The sequence below is a fragment of the Carboxylicivirga agarovorans genome (assembly GCF_050589845.1).
GTDB classification, from domain to species: domain Bacteria; phylum Bacteroidota; class Bacteroidia; order Bacteroidales; family Marinilabiliaceae; genus Carboxylicivirga; species Carboxylicivirga agarovorans.
Genome location: NZ_JBNGPA010000009.1, coordinates 128,112 through 152,577 on the forward strand (window position 1 = coordinate 128,112; position 24,466 = coordinate 152,577).

Genomic DNA, 24,466 nt, shown 5'->3' on the forward strand with positions numbered 1-24,466 from the left:
TGGTGTATTAAATAGTACCCGAGTATTTTTTCTTCGGTGACAATTATTTCAAAAAAAATGAGATTTTTTATTTATTACTTAACCATAAAGCTTTATATGCGTTATTGTTCTTAGGTCATTTAATAACCACAATAAAGCCAGTATCAGAAATTATGAATAGGTTATTGAGAAACTTGTCTTAGTAGTAATAGACGCCATAAATTTCATATAATCTCCAATCCCGATCATTCTACTAAGCAGGTGCAAGGACTCATAAGAACGGATTTCATTAGTGCAATATCAAATAGATAATTCAGCAAAAACTAATCTATCGATGTTCTTTTTTAATACTCTAATTGCATTTTGAACACGCTCTCTTCATTTTCAAATTTACACACCTATATAGTCAATCTAACCAAGGAATAACACATAAATATTTGAGGATTACCCGGATTTTAAATAGCGGTTTACCACACAAATAAGTAATTATTCATAAATAATATCTCCAACTCCATTTCTGCTGGCAAATCCGAAGTTAACGCCATGAAGAGTTTAGTTTGCCGAGACGACTTGCACTGTAAAAATATATTTTCAAAACGGATAAAGTCGAATATATTAAATTTGTGATATATGAAATAATATTAGTCCGCAAAATGGCTGTTACACGCTTCGTACCAACCAGTAATCTGCTATGACTATTAAGCGGTCCAGGCGTTATTAAGCCCTTGCAAGTGCAGCTCTGACCATTTGCAGAACTGATGATGAGTAAATCAGAGTGTCTATAATAAGTCGTAGGAATACTTTCGCGAAAACTGCAGCAATTACCCATTTCGATCCATATAACTTCTATGCATACATGAAGCTATACTCCTCAATCATCAAATGAGCATTATAGCTCACAAAAGTTGCATAACTCACTAAATTTTATATCTTTACACAAACACCTTTTTATTTCCTCACCAAACCAAACAGGATGAAACGCACTGGTTTTATATTCCTCTTGCAACTTTTAGTATTCACACTATTTGCATTTAATAACTCAATTACCCTTACCATTAAAATTAACCAAATTGAAAACAGTGATGGACATATTCTAATGGTGGTTAGTGATTCAGATGGTAACACGATTAAAGAAATTACTCAAATCATTATCGATAACCAGTGCACCATCACACTTGGTCAACTAAAGGCAGGTAATTATGCCTTTAAATACTTTCACGATGCCAACGAGAATCAGGAATTAGATACGAACCTTTTTGGCATTCCCAAAGAAGGTTATGGTTTTTCAAACAATGCAAAAAGTACATTTGGCCCTCCCGCTTTCGAAAAAACAGTTTTTAGCCTGCAAAATGACACCATCCACAATTGTGTGATCACATATTTTTAAAAATACAAGCTTAGTTTATGGAAATGATGCAAATTGTTAAAGAAGATATCCAGGCACAAGCGATACGGTGCATTGAAACTGTAAACCTCCTTTGGTCGCAAACTTACAATACTGATGGAAAACCTGACTGGTCGCATATTTTACCTTTTTACGACGATACAATACTATTTCGCGACTCCATCCAGGAAATAAAAGGGAAAGATGAATTTAAGGCCATGACCGAGCGCCTGACAAAACGCTCATCCGACCTAAAAATGAACTTAATACACTCGCAGTTACTCGTCAACATTGTTTTTATCGAATGGGAAATGACTATTGGCTTTAAAAAATACCCAAATTCATTATTGTATGGTGCGTCTCGCTTGACACTGAACGAGTCTGGTAAGATCATTGAGCAGCGTGATTATTACGATTTATGGGGTGATATTTTTGATAACATACCCCGTTTTGGTAAAGCATACCGTCGATTTATGAAAAAGAAATTCGGCTAATTAAGCACCCTAACACACTCACCACAAGGAACAGACAAAATTTAGCACAAACTATCTTATAATTAAACGCTATGAAAAAAGAACTTTTTATCCTCTTGCTCTTATCTTCAATCGTTTTTATTGCACAGGCACAAGATAAAACAGGCATTCGTCTCGGAATAAAAGGGGGCTATAATATTGCCACCCAATATGGAATTACGCCACCTGATTTGACTTACGATGTTAGCTCTAAAGCTCTAAACGGTTTCAGTGGTGGCATCATGCTTCTTTTCCCTATAACCAATGCTTTTGCTGTCCAGCAAGAATATATATACAGTAATAAAGGATCGATACAGAATATCAGTATGACCCTCCCTCCTGAAATGGGCAATACCCAGGTAAATACATCAACTGAATACAAAATCAATTATTTTGAAATGCCCATAGTGTTCCGATATACCTTTGCACGCATTGGCAATGTTGGTATTTATGGATGTAGTGGTTTCTCTCTATCCATGTTGCTGAATGGTGAATACACACTGGATGTAAAAACCAATACGCCCACATTTACCACTACCGATGGTATCAACTTCGAAGCAGGACATGATGTATCAACTGCACAACAATCCACGCATGACATTGAAGGACTAGATGAGTTTGATTACAGCTTTATCTATGGCATTGGTGCCCATTTTAAGCTGTTAAAACTAAACCTATTTGTGGATTACCGACAAGTTATAGGCTGGAATACCTTAGAGATGCCTGTAGCTCCAGATGAGCCAGACACCGCACCACTGCGCAACCAAAGCTATACCATATCATTTGGAATGTATTTTTGGTAAGTTCACTTTCTCTGCAGTTCGAAATAGCTATACACAAACGAGGAACACAACTAATGAAGAACAAAAACTTCAAAAAATACTTTAAACAATACGAATGGTCCAATGTATGGTCCATGCTCAGGAATAGCCGATTAGATCCAAATATTTGCACAGAGCACTTTAAAGATAAACTTGTTGTTCTAACAGGCGCTACATCCGGCATTGGCAGGTTAACGGCGCACAAATATGCCTCACAGGGAGCCAACCTGATTTGCATCAATAGAAATCCAGAAAAATCGGAGCAGCTAAAACAAGAGATTGAACGCCAGCACCAGGTTAACTGCAACTATAAAATTGCCGACCTGAGCATTCTTAGTGATATTCACCGGGTGGCTGATGAATTGTCAGAACTGAAGGAACCCATCGATGTGCTCATCCACAACGCAGGAGTATATTTAACCAGAAAAGAAACAACAGTTGATGGACTGGAAAAAGTATTAGTCGTACACTACCTCTCATCCTTCATCATCAACTATAAACTCAAAGAGAAGTTAATGCAGCAAAAAGAGGCTCGCATACTTCTCATTAATTCTGAAGGACACCGTTTTGCTGCCTGGGGCCTTAATCTTGATGACTTAAACTGGAAACATCGGCGCTACTCAGGTCTTAAGAGTTATGGCTCGGCTAAATTGGCTCAGTTACAATCCATGCTCCTATTTAACGAGCAATTTAAAAAGTCGGGGGTCATTATGATAGCCATGCATCCCGGAGCTGTCAAATCAGAAACAGGACAGGAAAATGGTGCAATCTACCGCTGGTTAAAACATCACTTACTTGATAAAACATTAAAAGAAGCTGACATATCGGCTGAAGCCATTTATTATTTGGGAGTATCTAATAAGCTACACGATATGGGAGATCATTTTTTTAACCTTACCACACCAGAAAAACCTGCACCTCCGGCAATGGATTATGAAGCAGCAAAGCTTTTATGGCAGGTAAGTATTGAACTGGCACAAATAGAAAAGAGCATGTAATAACAACACGCAAATAAAATCATGATGGAACAAAATACATATGATAGTATTGTAGTTGGTGCAGGAATTGCTGGCTTGACATCGGCCACCTATTTAGCGCGTGCAGGACAAAAGGTATTGCTCATTGAAAAAAACAAAGAAGTGGGCGGTTTGGTCAATACTTTTACGCGTGATGGCTTTCAGTTTGAAGCAGGCGTCAGAGCATTGGAAAATGCTGGCGTTATATTCCCCATGTTGAAAGACTTAGGCATTGAACTCGATTTTGTCGAAAGTCCCGTTTCACTTGGTATAGAAAACGAAATCATCCATATTAAAGACATCTATAGTCTCAAGGATTACCAACAGATGCTTACCAGGCTCTTTCCTGAAGATAAAGATGAAATATGTAATTTGATGGTCATCATACGAAAGGTCATGAAGCACATGGATGTCTTGTATGGCATTGAAAATCCAGCTTTTAAAGACTTAAAGACAGATACTTCCTACCTTTGTAAACAGTTATTGCCCTGGCTACCCAAATTTTTATTGACGATGGGTAAAATCAATGGCATGAATATGCCTGTTGAGGATTACCTTAAGAGATTGCTCAGCAATGATTCATTGAGAGACATGGTGGCTCAGCATTTTTTTAAGAACACACCTACGTTTTTTGCCCTCAGCTATTTCTCATTGTATCTTGATTATTTTTATCCCAAAGGTGGTGTGGGCAGGCTTGCCGAAGCACTGCACGACAAGTTCCTGAGATATGGTGGTGCGTTTGCAATGCAAACAAGTGTTATAAGTATAGATGCTGGGAAAAGACAAGTTGTCGACAATAAGGGACTGTCTTACAACTATAACCATATGGTTTGGGCTGCCGACCTAAAAACGTTTTACCAACAAACAAACACAGATAAATTACAGGCCAAAATCGCGCGTGCCTTTGAAAAGAAAAAAGCACCATTATTAGCGAGTCGAGGTGGTGATTCTGTCTTTAGCCTGTATCTGCAGATCGATGAACCGCTTCATAGCTTCAGGCAGATAGCCAATGGCCACTTCTTCTATATCCCCTCCGCAAAAGGTCTTGGCAATACCCACTGGGGTGAACTGAAAACCATGCTTCACAATTGGGCTGACACCAGCAGGCAAGACATATATAATTGGCTGGACAAATTTACAGCTCTCAACACTTATGAAATATCAATCCCCGGATTAAAGGATGAATTACAGGTACCGCCTGGTAAAACCGGAATGATTGTAAGTTTATTGAGTGATTACGACCTTTTTAAACAAATTAAAGAAGATGGCTGGTACGATGATTTTAAAAAAGCACTTGAAGACAGAATGATACGGGTTTTAAATAACAGTATCTATCCCATGCTGGCTAACAAGCTTATTAAACAATTTTCCTTCACCCCGCTTGGAATTAAAGAACGTGTTGGTAGCTCAGAAGGTGCAATCACCGGCTGGTCATTTCAAGAGCAAATACCTGTTATGCACAAAATTCAATATTCAGACCGATCTACCCATACACCTATTCCTAATATTTTTCAGGCAGGCCAATGGGCATTCAGTCCGGCAGGAGTGCCTATGTCAATACTTACCGGAAAGTTAGCTGCTGATAATATTTTAAAACGAGCCAGAAGATATTAGTGCAAGTTTGCCTAGTTTATGAATTGGTATGGGGTACGAGTTTTATAAATTATAAGATTGAGTTCTGAACACCACGAAAGAATGGAGAAGGAAAAACCGGAAGGCTGCATTCTAGCATCTATTGAAAACTCTTTGAGTTTACAACAGTTTCAACAGCTCATCATTATCATCATAATTTAGCTGTTTGGAGAACTAAAAGTATCTCTTAATTTTATGGTTCAATTTGTCCAATAAGTTTTGAAGTCAAACAATTAAAACACTCCAATATAAAAATCAAGACATGAAAAAAGATATTTACGGATGTGCCTGTTGTAGTCCCCAATTTGGAGAGATTTTTAAAGAAAACAAGAGTGTTGGAGAGTTGGCTTCAATAGATCCGGCAACTCTTAAAACAGATCAACTCCTAGATGAGAGTAACAGCATGATCCCTCGCCGTACTTTTATAAGGAACAGTGCGATTGCTGCGGGATCAGCATTTCTTTTACCTGGGGTTATTTCCTGCGCAAAGGGAAAGCATGAGCCAGCAACTGTATTCAAGGGTGGAACGATTCTTACAGTTGATGGTAATTTTTCCCAGGCTGAAGCCATTGCGATCAGAAATAATAAAATCATAGCCGTAGGTGATGAGAAAAAAGTGCTTGCTGATGCGGGTAAGGATGCAAAAATTATTGATCTTAAGGGAAAAATCATGCTTCCAGGATTCATCGATCCGCATACCCATGTAGTTGCTGGATCGGTGGTTGACAGCATAATGGACTACGTCGGGATGGCTCGATTTGGAACTGTCAGTGAGGTTCTGGAGCACCTTAAGAGTTTAACAAAGGCTAAGGCTGAAGGCGAGTGGGTTGTAGTCCGTAACTTTGATCCTTCTGTTCAAACGGGGCCGGATGAGCTAACTTTCACTGAATTGGATGCGATCTCAACACAACACCCTATTTTTCTTCTAAACGCATCGGGGCACCTGGCCTATGCCAATTCAAAAGCCTTTGAAGTGGCTGGAATCACCGAAGATATAGAGAATCCTCCTGGAGCTGAATTTGTGCGAGATGCCAATGGCCAGTTAACAGGCGTAATGAAAAACAATGTTACCTACGCAAAAGTCCTTAATAAGTATCCGGCAATGGCTGAAGTCAATCCTTCCGAAGCATTGCTGGAATTGTTGGAAAAGTGGAGCCGTTTAGGTCTCACTACAGCGAGTGAACTAGCACTGGGCGGGCTCTCGCAAAGTCCTGCTGATGTATCGATCCTCCGGCAGGTATCACAATCGGGAAGGCTCAATGTGCGCCTTCGTTCCTATCCTTTTTATTCCATTGGAGAGAAAGCCTGGGATGCAGCCGGCGTTAAACCCGGCGATGGCGATGCCCTGTCGAGAATAGCAGGATATAAGCTGGTGGCTGATGGTTCCAATCAGGGATATACAGGCTTACAGCGTGAACCCTACTTAAATTCAGACAGCAAAGGGCTTGCCTATATGGCGGCTGAAGATTTGAAAACCAGGGCTATTGAGCGTGCTAAAAAAGGTTGGCACCTCGCCATACATGGTAACGGTGATGCAGCGATTGATAATATTTTAAATGCCTGCAAAGCCATGCGCGATGCAGGTATTGATATGAAAAAGGTACGGGTTCGAATTGAGCATTGTTCCATACTTCACGACGAACAAATTGCCCTTATGAAAGATTTGGGGGTATCGGCAAGTTTTCTCATTGGGCATGTTCATTACTGGGGTGTTGCCATGCGCGATGAAATATTTGGTGAAGAGAAGGCCCGTCTGTTAGATCGATATAAGAGTGCGGAGGAAGCAGGTGTCGGATTCACGCTGCATTCCGATTTTATGGTTACTGATCCGAATCCCTTACATATGATAGAGATGGCTGTAACCCGCAGAACCTGGAAAGAGCCAGATTACAAATTGGCACCGGAAGAAGCCATTTCAGTGGAGATGGCCATACGGGCATTAACCTCAGAAGCTGCCTGGCAACTGTTTTCCGAGCATGAGATTGGAAGTATAGAGGTTGGCAAACTTGCAGATTTAGTCATTCTGGATAAGGATCCCCGAAAAGTTAATCCTGATGCTATTAAAGATGTTAAGGTGCTAGAAACCTGGATGAATGGAAAAAAGGTTTATTCGGTCTAGAAAATCTTCCAGATCACCTGCGTTGATGAAGTAGACACAGGTGTTTCCAGAATATCTGGGTTTGTGGAGACAAATTATACTTATTCATCGACTTTTCAAGAATTTTATATCATAAAAAGCCTGTAAGAAATTCTTACAGGCTTTCAATAGTGAGAATATCTAATATAATTACTTACCGACCTTTTTTAAAATTGTCATCGTAATAGGCACTTAGCGATTTGTAAAAACTAAAACAAAGCACAATCAGCAATAATGCAAAAGGCAAACCTGTTAAAATGGATGCCGTCTGCAAGGCTGTTAAGCCACCGCCAACAAGCAGAATGCCGGCTACCAATCCTTCCATAGATGCCCAAAATACTTTCTGTCCTACAGGCGCATCATGTCGTCCGCCAGAGGTAAGTGTATCTACCACCATAGATCCAGAATCAGATGATGTAATAAAAAAGCTGGCTACGAGAATAACTGCAATAAGCGATGATAAAAAAGCAAATGGATATTGCTCCAGTAACTTATAGATTGCTGTTGCTACATTTTCATTCACCGCTTCTGTAATGACAGTATTACCTATTAGCTCCTGATAAAGTGCACTACCGCCAAAAACAGACATCCAAACAAATGTCAACAAGGTTGGAACAAGCAATACACCCAAGATAAACTCTTTCACGGTTCTTCCTTTTGAAATGCGCGCAATGAAAATACCCACAAATGGTGACCATGAAATCCACCAGGCCCAATAAAACACGGTCCAAGAATTTTGCCAGTGCTTGGCTTCGTTAACGCCTTTATATGATTCTGTCCAGAAGCTTAATTCAAAAAACTCATTCAGGTAATGCCCCAGGTTCTGTACAAACGATTTGGCAATAAAGACGGTTGGCCCTACAACAATGACAAATATTAAGAGGATAAGTGCAAAACGCATATTCCACTCACTTAATCGCCTTATGCCCTTATCAAGACCAAGTATTAACGATAAAGTTGCCATGCCTGTAATGGCAATAATCAATACAATCTGAACGGTAGTGTTGAGTTCGAAATTAAACAGGTAGCTTAAACCTGCATTGACCTGTTGTACGCCAAAGCCAAGTGAAGTAGCCAGACCGAAAATAGTTGCAATCACTGATATAATATCTATTGCATCACCAATGGGTCCGTATATTTTATCACCTAACAGGGGGTGGAAGATGGAGCGAATAGTCAAAGGCAGCTTGCGGTTAAAAGTGAAGAAGGCCAGAGCCAGTCCTACAATGGCATACACTGCCCACGCATGTACTCCCCAGTGCAAAAAAGTGATACCCATTGCTGATTTGGCGGCTTCTATTTTATCAGTATTATCGGTTAAGGGGTTACTATTGTAGTGAAAAATAGGCTCCGCCACACTCCAGAAAAGCAAACCAATACCCATACCTGCACTAAAGAGCATGGCAAACCAGCCTTTCTTTGAGAACTCTGGCCGAGCATCCTTACCCCCTAATCGTATCTTACCAAATTTGCTGAATCCTAAAAACAATGCAAATAACAGCATGACGTTCACCATTAGTATAAAAAACCAACCGGTGTTATTTGAAACTGTAGATTGTATCTGGGAAAAATACTTTTCCATTGGCTTTCCAACAATAAGTGTGGTAACTACCAACACTGAAATAACCAATAAGGAAGTTATAAAAACAGGCCCATTAGCTTTAATGCCTAAAAATGTCCGTTTGTCGCTTCTTTTATATTTCTGTTCCATAATATCTTACTAAAAATAATAACCGATGTTAATGTTAAAGCGCATATGCCAATCGGCATCTTCTGTTCCCGCTGCAAAGGCATTAGTCCACTCAGGTCCCAACCAGGCGTGGTTTTTACCCCAGGCTGAATCCACATAAGTATAGATTGGCCCAGCTGCTATAAGGCAACCAAGCACATTCATATATGAGTCGTGAAAACCATCTTTGGTTTTATTAAACCAGGAGAAATCATTGTAAAACATGAGGTAATCAATCAGTTCATGCTTGCAGGGTATTGTATAAGAAGCACCAGCACTAACAACCTGACCTTTAGCTGCTACATTGTACGGAGCGCCGTATGCGGCCATTTCAATCACATCTTTGTATTGAGCCGAGTCATTTGGGTTCTTATTAAAGGTCAATGCCTGTAATTTCAGTCCCAGCTTTTTGCCACTATAGCGATAACCTACTGCCAATGCAGAGTGATTTCCCATCTTATTAGTGACAACATTGTACAATCCTCCATACATAACTGATAATGACAGGCTGGATATATTGTTCGACCCAAAGTTATAAGCCACTTTTATATTAGCTTGGTTAACTTCTTTGTTTCGGCCTGATACATCATAAGAATAGCGATTGGGAGAGATAGCTGAGGTATTACCAAAATTCAATTCTTCTGCATTTTTATAAAACGCTGCTTGTAACTGTATATGCGTATAAGTCTTTACCCATTTAATTCCCATATCATGGTCATCTTCCAACCCGACATAATAAGGCAGGTTAAAAAACCAGCTATTGGAGTTGTATGGCTGCAAACCAAACGGCACCTGGTTAAGTCCAAGCTGCCATGTACTGTTATTTTCACTGTTATACTCTATCCAACCCTGCTTTAACATGCCTCCTCCAAAACCATTCGAATAGAAACGATATTCGGCGTTAAAACCGATTTTCTTATAGCCACCTGAGGCATTGATGCGAAAAACATCATACCCAAAATCACCCCCTCTCTTAACTTGTTCATCTTTCCAATCCGATAAGTTGTAGTTGAAGCGCAAAGCTCCGCCTATATTAACTTTGGGTTTCTCATTGGACTGTGTAAAAGCAGTAATCCCACAACACATTAGCATTAAAGCAATAATAAAAACCTTTCCCATTTTCATACAGTATTTTTTACACTATTTCCCAGTAGCAACCAATCCTCTAATCACAAGTGTTCTTATTAACACTTCTCTCCCGCAGTTCTTATCAATAGTATTTGTAGATATTTTTTTTGAAGTGGCAAAGGTATATAAGAAGTGCGGCACTGCCAAATTTGTTCTATACAAACAATAACAACTCAAGTAGTTTTAACATTAAACAAAGATCTCAAAACAAGAAATTTTAAGACTTAGAGCTAATATGTAGATTTATTAAATAATCATCAAATAATTATTTCTATAGACCTAACTCATACCTTTCGATTGTCACTTCTCTTTTTTATTCCGATATGATTGACCAAAACACTTAAAAATATCTCTTTTGAGCAATAAATCGTTCCTCACATTCACATCGTTTTCTAAACGTCTACCCGCGCCTTCTTTATTCATTGTTAACTCATGGTATCTGATCAAGTTGAATACATCATTCATGATAAAAAAGATTTATAAGCTCTAGTATTTACCTATAACTGAATCGGACTGTTGTAAGCGCGAAACAGCATGTTCTATAAAATACGTAACAGCCGATACTGTAATACCTACTATGTTGGCATCAAGATCCATGAAGATTGGTATCTCAAATATAATCAGACACAAGGTTGTCAATCCCCCTGAAATCATTGAAATAAGGGCTGCATTAGCATTAGGTCTTTTGATAAACAAGGCAACCAATACCGGAATTATCATACCCGATACCATAAAAGAATACGAGTGAAGCATCAGCTCCAGCACGCTGGTAACTTTGAGAGCAATAAACAAGGCCAGTATTCCAATAATTAATGTGATCAGTTGCGAGTAACGAAGGTTATATTTCGATTTGTGCAATTTAAACACATCGGTCAGCACATTGCCCGATGCAGCCATTAGGCAACTATCGGCGGTTGACATGATGGCTGAAAAGTATGCAGAGAGGACAATTCCCATAAAGCCCACCGGCAATATGGTTCTTAAGAGCACAGGCAGCCCCATTTCAGCATCAAGGTTAGATAAGGTATAGTCAACCAGCAATCCGTTTTCCAGTGCAACACGGGCAAACATCCCCAGGGTGACACCCAGAAAGGCCATTAAAGGATACTCAAACAAACCCGCAATAAACCAGCCTCTTTGCGCTGTCCTTGTGTCTTTTGCAGCATAGATACGCTGATAAAGGGTCATACCTATAAACCAGATAGGTACAATGGTAAACATCCAGTTGACAATTTGCTGCCAGGAAATAGCAGTCAGACTCAGAAAGTCAGGCTCTAAGGTATTTCTAATCGTTTCTACACCACCAACTTTGATATAAGCAAAAGGCAAAGCAACCAGTAACAAGCCACTCATCAATACGATCCACTGTATGGTATCAGTATAGATGACCGCCTTTAGCCCGCCCAGCACGGTGTATATCACAGCAATGGTTCCCATCACCAATAAAGCCATTTCAAGACTCAACTCCGGGAAGGTGGAGGCAGCCAGTTTTGCACCTGCCAGTATTTGTGAGGATGTAAAACCAATATAACCAATAGCCGAAATAATACCGGCAAACAAGGCCACCCGCTTATTGTAAACGCTGCCAAGAAACTGCGGAAAGGTTAGGAATTTTTTGGCTTTACCCATTTTTGATACCTTGGGAATTAGTATAACAGCACTCAGCCAGGCTCCGACCAAACCGGTAAACAGCAACCAACTACCGGATAAGCCCATCAGAAAACCTAAACCTCCCAGACCAATTGAAAAACCACCACCCACATCAGTAGCTACTACCGACAAACCAATATGACCGGCTTTAAGAGTCCTTCCACCCACATAGTAATCATCAGGCGTTTTATTTCTCATCATAAAGAAAAAGCCTACTCCGAGCATCGCAAGGAGATAAATAACAAAAATGAGAATATCGATAATATGCATGTAATCTACTGTAAATTTGGAATGATTATTAACCAAAAAAGGGGTAAAGCGCAAAACTTAAGCTTTTAAATATTACTTACTACTAGGTTTAGCAGCTGTTCTGGTTTGAGTGAAATAGCAAGCTTAAGTTATTAAGGATATACAGGAAGGAGGAATTAATGAACACAAAAAAGAACATCATTTCTGATGCCTGAAGAACCTACTAAACCCTGCAACAAAACCAAGCTGCAGCTTTACCCCAATTCACTTATTTAAGTTCTATTGCGAGCTCTATTTTAGTAGTACGCCCAACATACCTGACATACCCTTTACTAACTAAAGAATATATAACTTCCTTTCCTTTGCTGTAAGAAAGGTTCGTTTGCCTTATTATTTCGCCATAGATACATTGTCCTTGTTGTTGTAAGAGCAATAGTATTTCCTTTTCCTTTTCGTTACTTAATGATGTGAGTTTGATAGATCTTACTTCTTTCATACCTACATTTTCTTTCTATTGTTGATTGTTGGTTATAGCTTTTATATAGTACTTACAGTTATTCCATCCCTTTGCACCCCGATGACAAAAAACATTTTTGTAGATGAGTAAAGGGGGATTCTCAATCGTTATTTGTCCCAGATACAATTCGCAGGTTTTGGTATATGGACATACATATTTAGACATAACGGGAGGTTTTATCAGGTGAAGTGTGTTTATAAAGAATATTCATACTCTCAATACTACCGGCAATGTTGGTATTTTTAATTAGTGTACCGGCATAATGATAGTTGGCTCTTAAAAACGTTTTATTCATTGGTAGCGAATTGAGACGGGCAATAGTATACAAAGAGGAGATTCCCTGCTTGCACATTTCAGCCTCCATCGTTTGCAGAATATAAGTTGCCAAACGATTACCCTGATGCGCTTTCAGAGTGGCAAAATCGGTCATTTCTGCATTACATCCTTTTCGATCCACTTCGGCTGCTGCCACAGCTACTATTTGCCCATTCTTCTCGGCTCCAAAATAGTGAATATCGTTCTCCATAGACTCCAGTAAGAAGTCCGGGTCATGAATAGGAAAAGGATATGTTTCAAAAATCTCGTTATATATATGCGCTATCTGATCAATGTCATCAACAGACAGAGGTCGTATTGTACAGCTTGAGTCACGCAACTTTTCCCCCTCTGTTTTTTGATAAAGCAGCTGCCCCAACCCATTCAGCTTATCTTTTTCAATCCCAAGAAGTCTGTCTGAATCAAGAAATTTAGAAATAAAGAATACATCTTCATCATCGCTATAAAACTGAGGTATGGCTGCCTCAAGTATAAATCCATTGGCATAAAAGAGAGGGGCTGCCCACTTAGGCACCTTACAAAATATCTTACTATAACCTTCTGTACGTGCCATTTTTGATAAACGCTCAGGCATTATAGTAGCATCACGCTTATCCAGTTTCATCAGGTAAACACGATCATTGTGCTTACCATGTTGTATCAAAGAACCGTTTCCAATACTTTCTACTACATCACTTACTATCGTCTCTTCTTTGTAAACGTTCATTGTTTTCAGGTATTAAAGAAATTACATCTGACGAATCAGATAAAAGTTTTTCAATCCCAATGGCTTTCGATTCATCCCGTTCACTGATATTCAGTTCAAGGGTACAATCCTCGCATTGGTGCTCACACATTTTATGGTCATAGTTATCCGGCTCCTTATAGGTTGTAATAACGCCTTCGTAATTGCGCAGAACAACTTTATTGGTAGACCATGAAATAATATAGTTAGGCATCACCGGAATTTTACCTCCTCCTCCCGGTGCATCTATAACATAGGTAGGTCGTGCAAAGCCACTGGTGTGTCCAACCAGACTCTCCATTATCTCAATACCCTTGCCTATAGGAGTTCTGAAATGCGATAGTCCTTCAGAAAGATCGCATTGATACAAATAATATGGGCGAACCCGGTTCTGCACCAGTTTATGCAATAGTTTTCGCATAATTCTCGGACAATCATTGACATCAGCCAGCAATACTGATTGATTACCAAGAGGGAAGCCTCCATCTGCCAGGCGAGCAAGTGCTTCTTTAGCTGAGCTGGTGATTTCATTGGGGTGATTAAAATGAGTATTAATCCATAACGGCTGATGCTTCTTTAATATCGAAACCAGCTTATCGGTGATACGATATGGCAACACCACCGGCATTCTAGTTCCTATACGAATGACTTCAACATGAGAAAGAGCCCTTAATTCAGTCAATAACCAGTCAATCTTTTCGTCAGACAACATAAAAGGGTCACCACCAGACAACAAAACATCCCTTACCTGCGTATTTTGCCTGATATACTCAATACCTTTAAGCATTTGTTCTTTAGAGGGTACAAAGTCGGTATCGCCAACTTTTCGTTTGCGCGTGCAGTGGCGGCAATACATAGCACACATGTTACTTACATGAAACAATACCCTATCAGGATAACGATGTGTAATACCCTCTACAGGACTGTCTTTATCCTCCGAAAGGGGATCAGGCATCTCTGATTTTAAAACAGATAATTCTTCAATACCTCCAAAGGCCTGCTTAAAAACAGGGTCGTTGCGGTAATTATTCTGATCAATTAAAGAAAGATAATAGGGCGTAATGGATAATGGAAATTTCTGAAAGGTTTCTTTTAAAGCTTGACGCTCCGTATTGTTGAAATTTATGCCCGTAAGGTGTTCAAAGGTTTCTAGATTGCGAATGGAATTTTTAAGCTGCCACTTCCAATCTTTCCACTTGGAAGCTTCGCCTGTTTTTTCAATTTTATTTTCGATCTCTTGCTGAATCTCATTATAAATCATCCAATTGTTTAATTGTTTCTATGCGAACAAAATTAGATAAAAAACAAGAGATATCCTAATTCCGGCATTTCTATGCCATAACAGATAACATAAACCTAAGCCTTACTCTACTTATTCCACTTCTGAATCTAATTCACCTTGTTGCTCATTATCAATCTTTAACATGATAATAGGAGAAGCATCCACCTGATCAATATCCAACAGGGCAACCAATGATTCCAATCCACCCTCTAATTTTGACAATTCTTCACCGTTTAATTTTTCCAAACGTTCAGATAATTGTTCGTGTAGCAAAGGAGGAATAGTTTTTAATAGTTCATCGCCTGCTGATGTCAGCACAATATTAGCTACGCGCTTATCACCCGCTTTAGGTAATCGGGCCAGATAACCTTTTTTTTCCAGTCGGTTAATAATACCACTGACGGTACTGGAATTCAGGTTGACATACTTACGTATTTCACCTTGTGTCGCCTGGTAGTTAGGCGACTCTCTAAGGTAGCTAAGGCATAATACCTGTGGTATACTTACGCCATGCTCCTTTTGTATTTTCTTAGATTCAATATCTATTGAACGAACAATCTTCCTGATTTTGATGAGTATCTCTTGTGTGTCCATTAGTTAATCTTAATTAACGCAACTATCTATTCTTTATCAAAGCTATCTACAACAATGGCACCCATAGATGCCGGGAATGAGATGATTATTATTCTTTTTATAGCAATATACGTATCTGAAAGTATCGGCAATTTATTTAGTGCAAATAGTACAATTATTACAACACAAACAGTGACAAAATAATCAAACAAAACTCTAAATATATAGGTTCTAATTCGGTTTTTTACTTTACCCTCATATATACCCCTGAAAGCATAGATACTAATAAAACTTAGACTTAGAGTAAAAACGACAACTAAGTTAATAGCTGGTAGGGTTCTACTCATATTCCACGCCTCTTCGGTAAAGGCAATAGGGACAGAGAGAACTGATGAGCCAATGATAAGTTGGCTTAAATCTTCTATGTCAAGTTTTTTAATCATTTAACAAATGTACTCAATAAAGCGATTAATCAAATATGGGTTTTGTGAGACATTTAATAATAGTAAATTACAAGCGTTCCACTCATCCAGCACATTATTAGCAATTTAAACATTCTGAATATAGAGTCCTATTTACTTCTTGTTTCAATGTTTATTGCAAATTGAAATTATAAGTTAATAATTAACAGCCACAACGCGATCTGTAGGAAATGGAAAAATAATCTATCTATATAATATTTCATTAACAGGCTTAATTTCGCATTCTTTTTTGGCGTATCTTACACACGGTATTTTTATTGTTTTACTAGCTGTTGTAAGTATTTTGCGAGATGTTGTTAGTCATTGATAACCAAAGTGCTTTTATAAAGAAATTTAAACGTCAGTTTCTTTCAGAGCAGGATTTTGATTATGTGTTTTTCGACCATAATCAGCCTATTACATTATCTGCCAAAACGGAGATAAAAGGAATCATCTTATCAGGTGGTAAGGGCAACCCGTATGAACCTCTAAATCTCACTTCCAATTTTGTTGCGCTAATGAATTTTGATGTGCCTGTGCTAGGTTTTTGCCTGGGACATGAAATTATTGCAGTAAGTTACAGGGGGCGTATAAAAAAGCTCTCTGAATATAGCGGTAAAAAAGAAACAATCACCATTACCAAACCTGACGATCCCATTTTTGAAAACTTGAATAAAACTGAGGTAGCATTAGTGAAGCGTCATGCTTATTATGTTGCCGAGCTTCCAGCTACTTTTGAAAGCCTCGCAACATCAGATACATGTTTTTCTGAAATCATAAAGCACAAAGAAAAACCAATTTACGGATTTCAGTCGCACCCCGAAGTATCTGGAACCGATGGAGTACTAATGGTGAAAAACTTCCTGAAAATTTGTAAGATCATATAATATAAATAGTTAATCTCTGGCATTAATAACCATTTACACCCATTGTACAGGCTATTGATGTCATTTACTTAAATTCAATTAGTATTATAAATTAATAAATGAAAGTTGCTTTAATTTACAACAAAGATATCAGCGGTGTAATTAACACCTTTGGTATGCAAAACAAGGAGTTCTACAATGAACTAACTGTTAAAAAAGTAGCGGAAAGTCTTGAAAAAGCCGGCCATAATGTGGCTGTACTCGATGGCAATAAGCAAATTATTGAACGCCTGGAAAATTTTATGCCCAGAGTGAACGAAGGAGAACAGATGGGTATGATTTTTAATATGGCATATGGTATTCAGGGCGAATCTCGCTATACCCATATACCAAGTATGCTCGAAATGCTTGGTTTACCTTATGTTGGTTCTTCTCCATCGGGCCATGCTCTCGCATTAGATAAGGTACTGACTAAAATTATATGGAAAAACAACGGCCTACCAACTCCTGATTTCTGGGTCTTCAACAGTCCCGATGAAGATATGTCATCAGTGAAATTTCCAGTAATTGTAAAACCCAAAATGGAGAGTGTATCATTTGGATTAAAAGTAGTTTATAATCAAGAAGATTTAAGAGAAGCGGTTCATTTTATTGTTACTGAATTTGGCCAGCAGGCATTGGTAGAGCAGTTCATTAGAGGCAGGGAGTTTTGTGTGGGGCTAATTGGTAACTCTCCGGTTGAGTCCTTTCCAGTGTTAGAAATCGATTTGGAAGGAGATCCGGATGCCATTCAAACAGTTGACGACAAACAAAGTAAACCTAAAAGAAAAGTATGTCCTGCACATATCTCTGATGAACTGTCTGAAAAAATGCAAAAGATCAGCATTGAAGCTTTTAAGGCATTAAACTTAAGAGATTTTGCACGTGTTGACATTCGACTGGATGAAGATGATAATATTTACTTGCTGGAAATTAACTCCATGGCTAGCCTCGGGGAATCAGGTTCATATCCTACAGCTGCAAAAGTTGCCGGGTATAACTTTGAAGCTTTGGTCAATAAAATGCTCGACGTAGCCTCAGTACGTTATTTTACCAATACCTTACCCCAAGCTGAAACTTCAAAACCAGTTGCCAAAAGTAACCCTACAGCACGTATGCGTACATTTATCAAAACAAGGCAGCAACGAACAGAGAAGCTCTTAAAACAGTTGGTAGATACTGATACTTACGTAAGAAATGTGGAAGGTGTCAATTACTGTTCGGGAATGATCAGTTCAGAACTGAGTCAACTGGGATTTACACAAGAGGTTTATCCGCAGCTTGAAGTGGGTAATATACTATATTTTTCAAATTCATTCAATCAGGATGTTGATTATCTAATCATTCAACCATTGGATAACCGTATTAAGCTGGCAAAACACGAAAACTATAATGAGCAAGAACAATACCTTGAAGGAACAGGGATTTGGGAAAACAAAGGAGGAATTGCCATTTTAATATCTGCATTACAAGCACTAAAGTTTTCAAGAAATCTTAGAAAACTTAAAATAGGCATCCTCCTGATAACCGATTCTTCGATTGACGGAAGGTATTCCAAAGCAATTATTCAACAGAAGACTGAGAGAGCTAAAGCTGTCATATCATTAAGTGGCTCTTCTAAAAGCGGCGGGATGATTTTATCCCGTTCCGGCTCTGCCTTATATCGCCTTGAAACAAAATTGATTAAGAAGGATAATTCTGAGAATGTGTCAGCCACCGCCATGAATTTTAATAAAACACTGGCATCAATTACTGACATTTCGCATAATGATAGCAACAATATTATTGCACCTTATAACATTGAATTCAGAAGCAATATTTTTAAGATGACTGCATATGGATCGGCCGGAATTAGTATTCGATATAATTCTCCTGAAAAACTTGATGAGATAGAGAAAAAGATAAAAAAAATAATAACCGCACAAAAACGCAGTAAAATATTTCAGGTTAAAATTGAGGGTGGTTTAAAAAGGCCTGCAATGGCAGTTACAACAAAGTCTAAACAATTTTATAATAGCATTTGTGAACTGGCAAAGAAAATTGATGTACGCATAACCGAAGAACATCGTTGGAGCTCTGCTGACATATGTCACATCAATAAAGATATGCCAATCATAGATGGGTTAGGCCCAGTTGGAGAGTATTTGCCATCGGATAACGAAAGAATAATCCGTCATAGTTTAATTGAAAGGGCCTTACTTCTTGCACTGGTATTAAAGAATTAGAAAACGTATCAATAACCCGAATTAAAAACTCCTGGTGTAATTTTAACCAGGAGTTATTTTGCTAAATATTAATTACATAAAGATAATTAAACAGTAAAAACAAGGCAAGCTATTGAGCTCTTACACGATACAATATTGCTTTCTAATCATTAGAATAAGGACTACCAAAAACATTTTAAACATTAAGAACCAATAGTTCTTATTACAGTTTTTCTTTCGTTTGCTTTTACCCATGCCACATATCTATAAAAAGTAGCACGACTTATATTTACAATTTGAAGAATATCATAGATGGTTCTGGATTTATCTTGCCACAGCTGGTAACATGCATAAGCCGTTTTCTTCGCTTCAAGAGTTAGGCCTTTCTTTCTACCTCCGATTCGTCCTCTCAACCTGGCAGTCTCAAGACCGGCAAGTGTTCGTTCACGAATTAGCTCTTTCGAACTCTTCAATGTATGCAAATATATTCAAGTTCAAATGACCTTGTACAGTAGTTGTGTCTATACAATTATTTAAAGTTATACATTCAACACCCTTGTCCCGAAAACCAGATACCATGTCAAAAAGATGCTTTAATGATCTTCCCGGTCTATCGAGTTTCCAAATAACAACCACATCACCTACTCTTGTGTGTCTAACATCTTTTCAAGTTCAGGACGTCCTTTTACTGCACTTTTATATTGTACCTAAACATCAATGGTAAAATACTGGAGTATTTGACATTTATAAATCTATCATCGAACTTGAATTTCATGTGCATTCCTGGTAATCAAAATAGAAGCTTACTTTAACAGGGATATAAAGTGAGTTATAATACCGAATAATGCACTTTCTTCTACAAACTACCAATCGATTAATCATTTTCTTACTTAGGAATGGACGTGTGCATTTTTAGGCAGGACAATTGCTCTGGGTCAATACCAGGCAATGGCGCTAACTACATATTAAAACTAATTATCATGTTACTAAAAAAAGGTTCAAAAGGTGCTGAAGTTAAGAAACTCCAACAGGCTTTAAACATTGATAATGACGGTATCTTCGGCAAAGACACCGAAGCAGCTGTCAAGATTTTTCAGCAGGAAAATAATCTTGTTGTTGACGGCATTGCTGGTCCCAATACTCTCAAATTAATAAATGAGTTAAGTGCCTCAACTGATATTAGCGAAAAGGTATACACCCCATATCAGGACCTCAGGGTACACAAGTACTTTCTGCCCAAAGGTGAGTATAAAGAAGGTCCCACTTCAAAGGAATACCTTTTCCTGCATCACACTGCCGGTTGGCACACCCCTTACAAAACCATTGCTGGCTGGGCCAATGATGAGAGGGGGCCTGTGGCTACCGAATTTGTATTAGGTGGTCAGTCCATAAAAGGGAATAATAAGCAATATGATGGTGAGTTGGTGCAATGCCTGCCTGAAGGTGCATTTGGATGGCATCTTGGCAAAAACGGTTCTCGACATATGCACACCCATTCGGTTGGTATTGAAATATGTAATTTCGGTTACCTTAAAAACGGTAAAACCTATGTGAATACAAAAGCTGCCAGTGATCAAATAGTGAAGTTGAACACCCCGTTTCGTGGTTATCAGGAATGGCATAAATACTCTGACAAGCAAATTGAAACACTACGAATGTTCATTCTGTGGATTGCCAACAGGGACTCCATTGATGTTCGCAAGGGCCTGGTGACTGAAATTAAACAACAGGGGCCTAAGGCCTTTGAATATAATCCTAATGCTTTTGATGGAAGTATAAAGGGTATGTGGTCGCATTCTAATGTGAGGAAAGATAAATTTGATGTGTTTCCTCAGGATAATTTAATGGATATGTTGTTGAGTTTGTAGCGTGCAAAGACATAGCCGGATACTTACATTTTTATTATCCAAACTCAATTTCTTTTCCCTCATGCTTCTTTAAAACTTCTTTGAGGTTATTCTTTAGAAGAGTTGCAGCGACTTCCGGTTTTCCATTCGAATCGCTCAGTAACCGACTTGAATCGTAGTAAAAATCAAGATCCTTTAATAGCTTTTTAACAACATACTTACCAATGACATCAAAACCGGAGTTTGCCTGTAAATCATCGAGGTAATCCCCTACTTTATCCAGTACTTTACTCTTAATTTTATCTAAATAAGTGTCATTGTATTCCTGTAAGGCTCCTTCTTTGGCTTTGACATACGGTTCACTGTTATATAATTTATCAAAACTGTATAATTCATCGGTATGCTGCGGATATCTGTATAAAAACCTGGCCCAATACACCATCTCAAAATCAAAGTTATTGCTTGCACCAATATTCAACAGTCATTCAGTTATTGAATCTTTCCACCATTCCTGTAATGTACCGGCATCAGGCTTGTTGGCCAAGCCATGAATACCAATTATTATCTTGCCCATAGTCATTATTTAAAATTTTCACATTACTACTTTGGGTTAATTATCTAGAACTTACGTTTTAAAGAAGTTCTTGATTTTCTTTTGACCATCTTTCTTATATGATACCTGGAAGACTGTTTCAATATCATTTGCTTGCCCTATGATATTTGCATAATAGTGCATAATATATCCTAGCACTTTCAGTCGGTAGATGTTATTATGAAACTTATTAAAGCCCTTGAATATTTCTGTTGATAACTTCCTTGAATAGGCTTCATTCCCCCTGTTTAATATTATCTGAATTGAATTGTCAAGAGATTTAAAATGACGGCTTCCAATATATCCGCTATAGCGTTGTACAGCTGGGTGATTAGGATCAGTTCCTCGCAGATATAACAAAAAGTATTTACCATGATTTTTAATGCGCTCATCTATACTCTCCTTCCCAGGCTCCATACAGGCAGCCATCGCTTTAGCAAATAATGAGTTATAGGATTTAGGATTGTTATTTTTAACCTTATCGATTGTACGCAGTAATTCTTTAAAAATTGCGTGCGGTACATTCATTGAAACCGAAATTTTAATGTCTTCAGCATTGCTCAATTCCTTTCTCAGGTATTTTCTCACATCGCTCACCTTGTTATGATCGATCATTCCCCAAAGGGCAGCTGCATCAACAATTTTTCTGGCTTTTCGTTTGCGTAACGTTCCTCCTTCTTCCCATTCAAAACCTAAATTCAAACTAAAGTTAAGATCATCAATTTTAGGTCCTTTCACAAAGCCCTCTGTTTCGGCCATCAGGTCGCCTGACCATGAAAAGGAATCATCAAACCACTTATCGTCGCGTGACCTTTCTGAACTCGAAACAACCTGCAAATCACCGTTTTTATTTTTACGCTCAATAAATTCAACTTCCTTTCCATGCTCGACTCCCACTCCTTTATTGGCAATTTTTAATTTCATACCAAATCCTCGTGAGCGTTTGATTGTTTTCTCCAAAAGAAAGCGCTTAATCAGCAGTCCATCTTCCTGTTTGTCGAGAAACTGGTTGACTTTAAATTTTAGGAGGTCAGTGTGATATTTAGTTAGAATATCTTCGGTGAACTCAGCAATCATAAAACAACTGTTCGTCTTTATTTGACCATACTCAAAACGAACACCTGCCTCTACCTTCGATTCAACAATTGTCTTTATTGTCTTCTTTACTTTTTCAACAACATCGTTCCATTTGTCTTTAAGATGTTGAAGCTCTTCTCCCGGCTTGGAAATACCAAGTGCTTTGGCAATTTTATTGATACTTTGTAATTGTTCATCAGTGAGATCGCCAATGGAACTATTTTCAAAGAGATCTTTTGTTTTTTCCTTCCCTAAATCATATAACTTTTCTAATAAGCCGTCCACAAGTTTATCAATATCAGGTCCCGATATAGACGCCGAAACACCAATATTGCCACCCATTGCCAATGACTGATACTTATTTTTTTTAACCCCTATTTCGTACTTATCGCCATCTGTTTTTTTAACTACCAGTAAGAAATCATCTTTTATTTCTAAATTAAATCCTACAGATAAACCAGCATCAATATCTATGGCCAAAGGTGTACCTAGTTTTATAAACCTGGATATACCCATTAAACTTCCCGAGTACAGGTCACTCCAACTCAATTCAATAGAAGACTTCAGATCGCCGGCGAATTCCAGGGTACAAGCTTCTTCTTCCTTCAGTTCTTTCAAGTCCTTAAGGCTAAAAATCCACTGAAAGTTACCAAGGTCCATCCTTGCCGACTCCAGCAATGATTTGGAATTGGAATGCTTTTTATAGGTATCTACTCTAAATTTTGCGTTGGCGGAAAATGAAAAATCCAGAGGATCATAATCAACTCCTGTCTTAATAGAAGCAAACAGCCCATATTTAATATAGGCATTGTTCGCATAGTCGGGCACAATCACCACCTCTTCCTCTTCACTGGTGCTGCTCAGAATATCATATATCTCTTCATTTTCATCACGCCTGTTATCATTGGGATCGTTATATACATATAAGTCAGGTCCAACATTTAAACTTCCAAGAATTTTAATTGGTTCACTGCCGAAGGGTATCGTTTCATCAATATCCACAATGTCAAGTTTATAAAGCTCATTAGGAATATCGCGTAATTCTTTCTTAAACGGAGGTAATTGTTGTAGAGTCTGCAAATAGTTATCTAAATCTTTAATTACAGGCATGATTTTTACATTTAATGTTATTAATATCTTCGTGTTTTAAATTTTATATCCTGGCAATGCATCAATACTGAGACTCTGCTAAAAAGTAGAATAACAATAGTACTGGACTAAGACCGTGTCTGGTTGCTGCATTTAACTGGCAGGTCGCCAGGCTGACACACCATAATATGCTGCTACTATAGCGGCCAGAAAACCTTCAATCCATATGATTAAGGACTGGCTATCTTCCACCGCTTTTAATATTCCATCCTTTGAGTTACTTAGTCCATCATAGAAGGCTGCAATAAACAATAATCCAAGGGAAGCAATTATCGTATACAATGCCACATACGCCATACGTCTTCTGTTTGTGAAACGGCGTTGAGCGTAAAGTATCAATGCTGTCTTATCTGCATCACTAATTTCCTTATTAGTAGCAATCTCGACCATTATTCTTAGAGGGTCGCGTCCTGATTCTGCTTCTGTTTTTACAGTTACCGGAACAACCTGACCTTCATTTTCTTTTTTGGACATAATAAACAGGATTTATGCAGTAGAAAGTTAATTAATTCTACTACTGATTAATAATAATATTCATTAATAACTTAAGTGATCATCTAAC

General features: G+C 38.3%; 22 protein-coding genes. 9 read left to right on the plus strand and 13 right to left on the minus strand.

Translation table 11 applies throughout. From position 1 onward, the window contains the following. The first annotated feature begins 952 nt into the window (after positions 1–952). From ACRD69_RS11685 to ACRD69_RS11710, 6 genes are all read left to right on the plus strand, one after another. A complete protein-coding gene (locus ACRD69_RS11685) occupies positions 953–1,366 on the plus strand; it encodes a DUF2141 domain-containing protein (protein WP_430815271.1) in 414 nt (137 codons plus the stop codon). A 23-nt stretch (positions 1,367–1,389) separates the two neighbouring features. Beyond that, positions 1,390–1,857, plus strand: coding sequence for a nuclear transport factor 2 family protein (locus ACRD69_RS11690; protein WP_430815272.1), 468 nt, complete (start codon positions 1,390–1,392; stop codon positions 1,855–1,857). A 71-nt stretch (positions 1,858–1,928) separates the two neighbouring features. Further along, complete coding sequence (locus ACRD69_RS11695) at positions 1,929–2,678, plus strand: porin family protein (protein ID WP_430815273.1); 750 nt, start codon at positions 1,929–1,931, stop codon at positions 2,676–2,678. A gap of 53 nt (positions 2,679–2,731) precedes the next feature. Continuing rightward, the gene (locus tag ACRD69_RS11700; protein WP_430815274.1) at positions 2,732–3,694 is read left to right on the plus strand and encodes an SDR family NAD(P)-dependent oxidoreductase; all 963 of its coding nucleotides are present in this window, start codon (positions 2,732–2,734) and stop codon (positions 3,692–3,694) included. A 24-nt stretch (positions 3,695–3,718) separates the two neighbouring features. Continuing rightward, on the plus strand, positions 3,719–5,326 hold the full coding sequence (locus tag ACRD69_RS11705) for a phytoene desaturase family protein (protein ID WP_430815275.1): 1,608 nt from the start codon (positions 3,719–3,721) through the stop codon (positions 5,324–5,326). 280 nt (positions 5,327–5,606) lie between these two features. Further along, complete coding sequence (locus ACRD69_RS11710; RefSeq protein WP_430815276.1) at positions 5,607–7,463, plus strand: amidohydrolase; 1,857 nt, start codon at positions 5,607–5,609, stop codon at positions 7,461–7,463. Positions 7,464–7,635: 172 nt separating this feature from the next. On the opposite strand, the gene ACRD69_RS11715 is transcribed toward ACRD69_RS11710, so the two are convergent. From ACRD69_RS11715 to ACRD69_RS11750, 8 genes are all read right to left on the minus strand, one after another. After that, a complete protein-coding gene (locus ACRD69_RS11715) occupies positions 7,636–9,192 on the minus strand; it encodes a BCCT family transporter (RefSeq protein WP_430815277.1) in 1,557 nt (518 codons plus the stop codon). Positions 9,193–9,201: 9 nt separating this feature from the next. Next, complete coding sequence (locus ACRD69_RS11720) at positions 9,202–10,335, minus strand: hypothetical protein (RefSeq protein WP_430815278.1); 1,134 nt, start codon at positions 10,333–10,335, stop codon at positions 9,202–9,204. A gap of 489 nt (positions 10,336–10,824) precedes the next feature. Then, positions 10,825–12,189, minus strand: a complete 1,365-nt coding sequence (locus ACRD69_RS11725; protein WP_430815279.1) for a sodium:solute symporter family protein — start codon at positions 12,187–12,189, stop codon at positions 10,825–10,827. 316 nt (positions 12,190–12,505) lie between these two features. Then, positions 12,506–12,733, minus strand: coding sequence for a hypothetical protein (locus ACRD69_RS11730; RefSeq protein WP_430815280.1), 228 nt, complete (start codon positions 12,731–12,733; stop codon positions 12,506–12,508). A gap of 178 nt (positions 12,734–12,911) precedes the next feature. Continuing rightward, positions 12,912–13,796, minus strand: a complete 885-nt coding sequence (gene ablB, locus ACRD69_RS11735) for a putative beta-lysine N-acetyltransferase (RefSeq protein ID WP_430815281.1) — start codon at positions 13,794–13,796, stop codon at positions 12,912–12,914. Beyond that, the gene (kamA, locus tag ACRD69_RS11740) at positions 13,762–15,075 is read right to left on the minus strand and encodes a lysine 2,3-aminomutase (RefSeq protein WP_430815282.1); all 1,314 of its coding nucleotides are present in this window, start codon (positions 15,073–15,075) and stop codon (positions 13,762–13,764) included. Before kamA ends, ablB begins: the two co-directional genes overlap by 35 nt. 111 nt (positions 15,076–15,186) lie before the next feature. Further along, entirely contained in the window at positions 15,187–15,690 is a 504-nt protein-coding gene (locus ACRD69_RS11745; protein WP_430815283.1) for a MarR family winged helix-turn-helix transcriptional regulator, read from the minus strand. A gap of 26 nt (positions 15,691–15,716) precedes the next feature. Next, positions 15,717–16,112 (minus strand): DUF2391 family protein, encoded by a 396-nt coding sequence (locus ACRD69_RS11750; RefSeq protein WP_430815284.1) that lies wholly within the window; start codon positions 16,110–16,112, stop codon positions 15,717–15,719. Between the two features lie 329 nt (positions 16,113–16,441). Between ACRD69_RS11750 and ACRD69_RS11755 the strand changes: the two genes are divergently transcribed. Together ACRD69_RS11755 and ACRD69_RS11760 are read left to right on the plus strand one after the other, a co-directional pair. After that, positions 16,442–17,017 carry a glutamine amidotransferase-related protein gene (locus ACRD69_RS11755; protein ID WP_430815285.1) on the plus strand — a complete coding sequence of 192 codons (576 nt, stop codon included), beginning with the start codon at positions 16,442–16,444 and terminating at the stop codon, positions 17,015–17,017. Positions 17,018–17,115: 98 nt separating this feature from the next. Continuing rightward, positions 17,116–19,260 carry an ATP-grasp domain-containing protein gene (locus ACRD69_RS11760; RefSeq protein ID WP_430815286.1) on the plus strand — a complete coding sequence of 715 codons (2,145 nt, stop codon included), beginning with the start codon at positions 17,116–17,118 and terminating at the stop codon, positions 19,258–19,260. Between the two features lie 182 nt (positions 19,261–19,442). On the opposite strand, the gene ACRD69_RS11765 is transcribed toward ACRD69_RS11760, so the two are convergent. Together ACRD69_RS11765 and ACRD69_RS11770 are read right to left on the minus strand one after the other, a co-directional pair. Continuing rightward, entirely contained in the window at positions 19,443–19,712 is a 270-nt protein-coding gene (locus tag ACRD69_RS11765) for a helix-turn-helix domain-containing protein (protein ID WP_430815287.1), read from the minus strand. Then, positions 19,684–19,875: a recombinase family protein gene (locus tag ACRD69_RS11770; RefSeq protein ID WP_430815288.1), complete on the minus strand. Its 192-nt coding sequence runs from the start codon at positions 19,873–19,875 to the stop codon at positions 19,684–19,686. Before ACRD69_RS11770 ends, ACRD69_RS11765 begins: the two co-directional genes overlap by 29 nt. Positions 19,876–20,219: 344 nt before the next feature. On the opposite strand from ACRD69_RS11770, the gene ACRD69_RS11775 reads away from it, so the two are divergent. Further along, positions 20,220–21,107, plus strand: coding sequence for a peptidoglycan recognition protein family protein (locus ACRD69_RS11775; protein WP_430815289.1), 888 nt, complete (start codon positions 20,220–20,222; stop codon positions 21,105–21,107). Positions 21,108–21,141: 34 nt separating this feature from the next. Here ACRD69_RS11775 and ACRD69_RS11780 read toward each other — a convergent pair whose 3' ends face one another. From ACRD69_RS11780 to ACRD69_RS11790, 3 genes are all read right to left on the minus strand, one after another. Next, positions 21,142–21,564 (minus strand): hypothetical protein, encoded by a 423-nt coding sequence (locus tag ACRD69_RS11780; protein WP_430815290.1) that lies wholly within the window; start codon positions 21,562–21,564, stop codon positions 21,142–21,144. Positions 21,565–21,711: 147 nt separating this feature from the next. Further along, positions 21,712–23,865, minus strand: coding sequence for a hypothetical protein (locus ACRD69_RS11785; RefSeq protein ID WP_430815291.1), 2,154 nt, complete (start codon positions 23,863–23,865; stop codon positions 21,712–21,714). Between the two features lie 132 nt (positions 23,866–23,997). After that, entirely contained in the window at positions 23,998–24,378 is a 381-nt protein-coding gene (locus ACRD69_RS11790) for a hypothetical protein (RefSeq protein WP_430815292.1), read from the minus strand. Between the last annotated feature and the right edge of the window lie 88 nt (positions 24,379–24,466).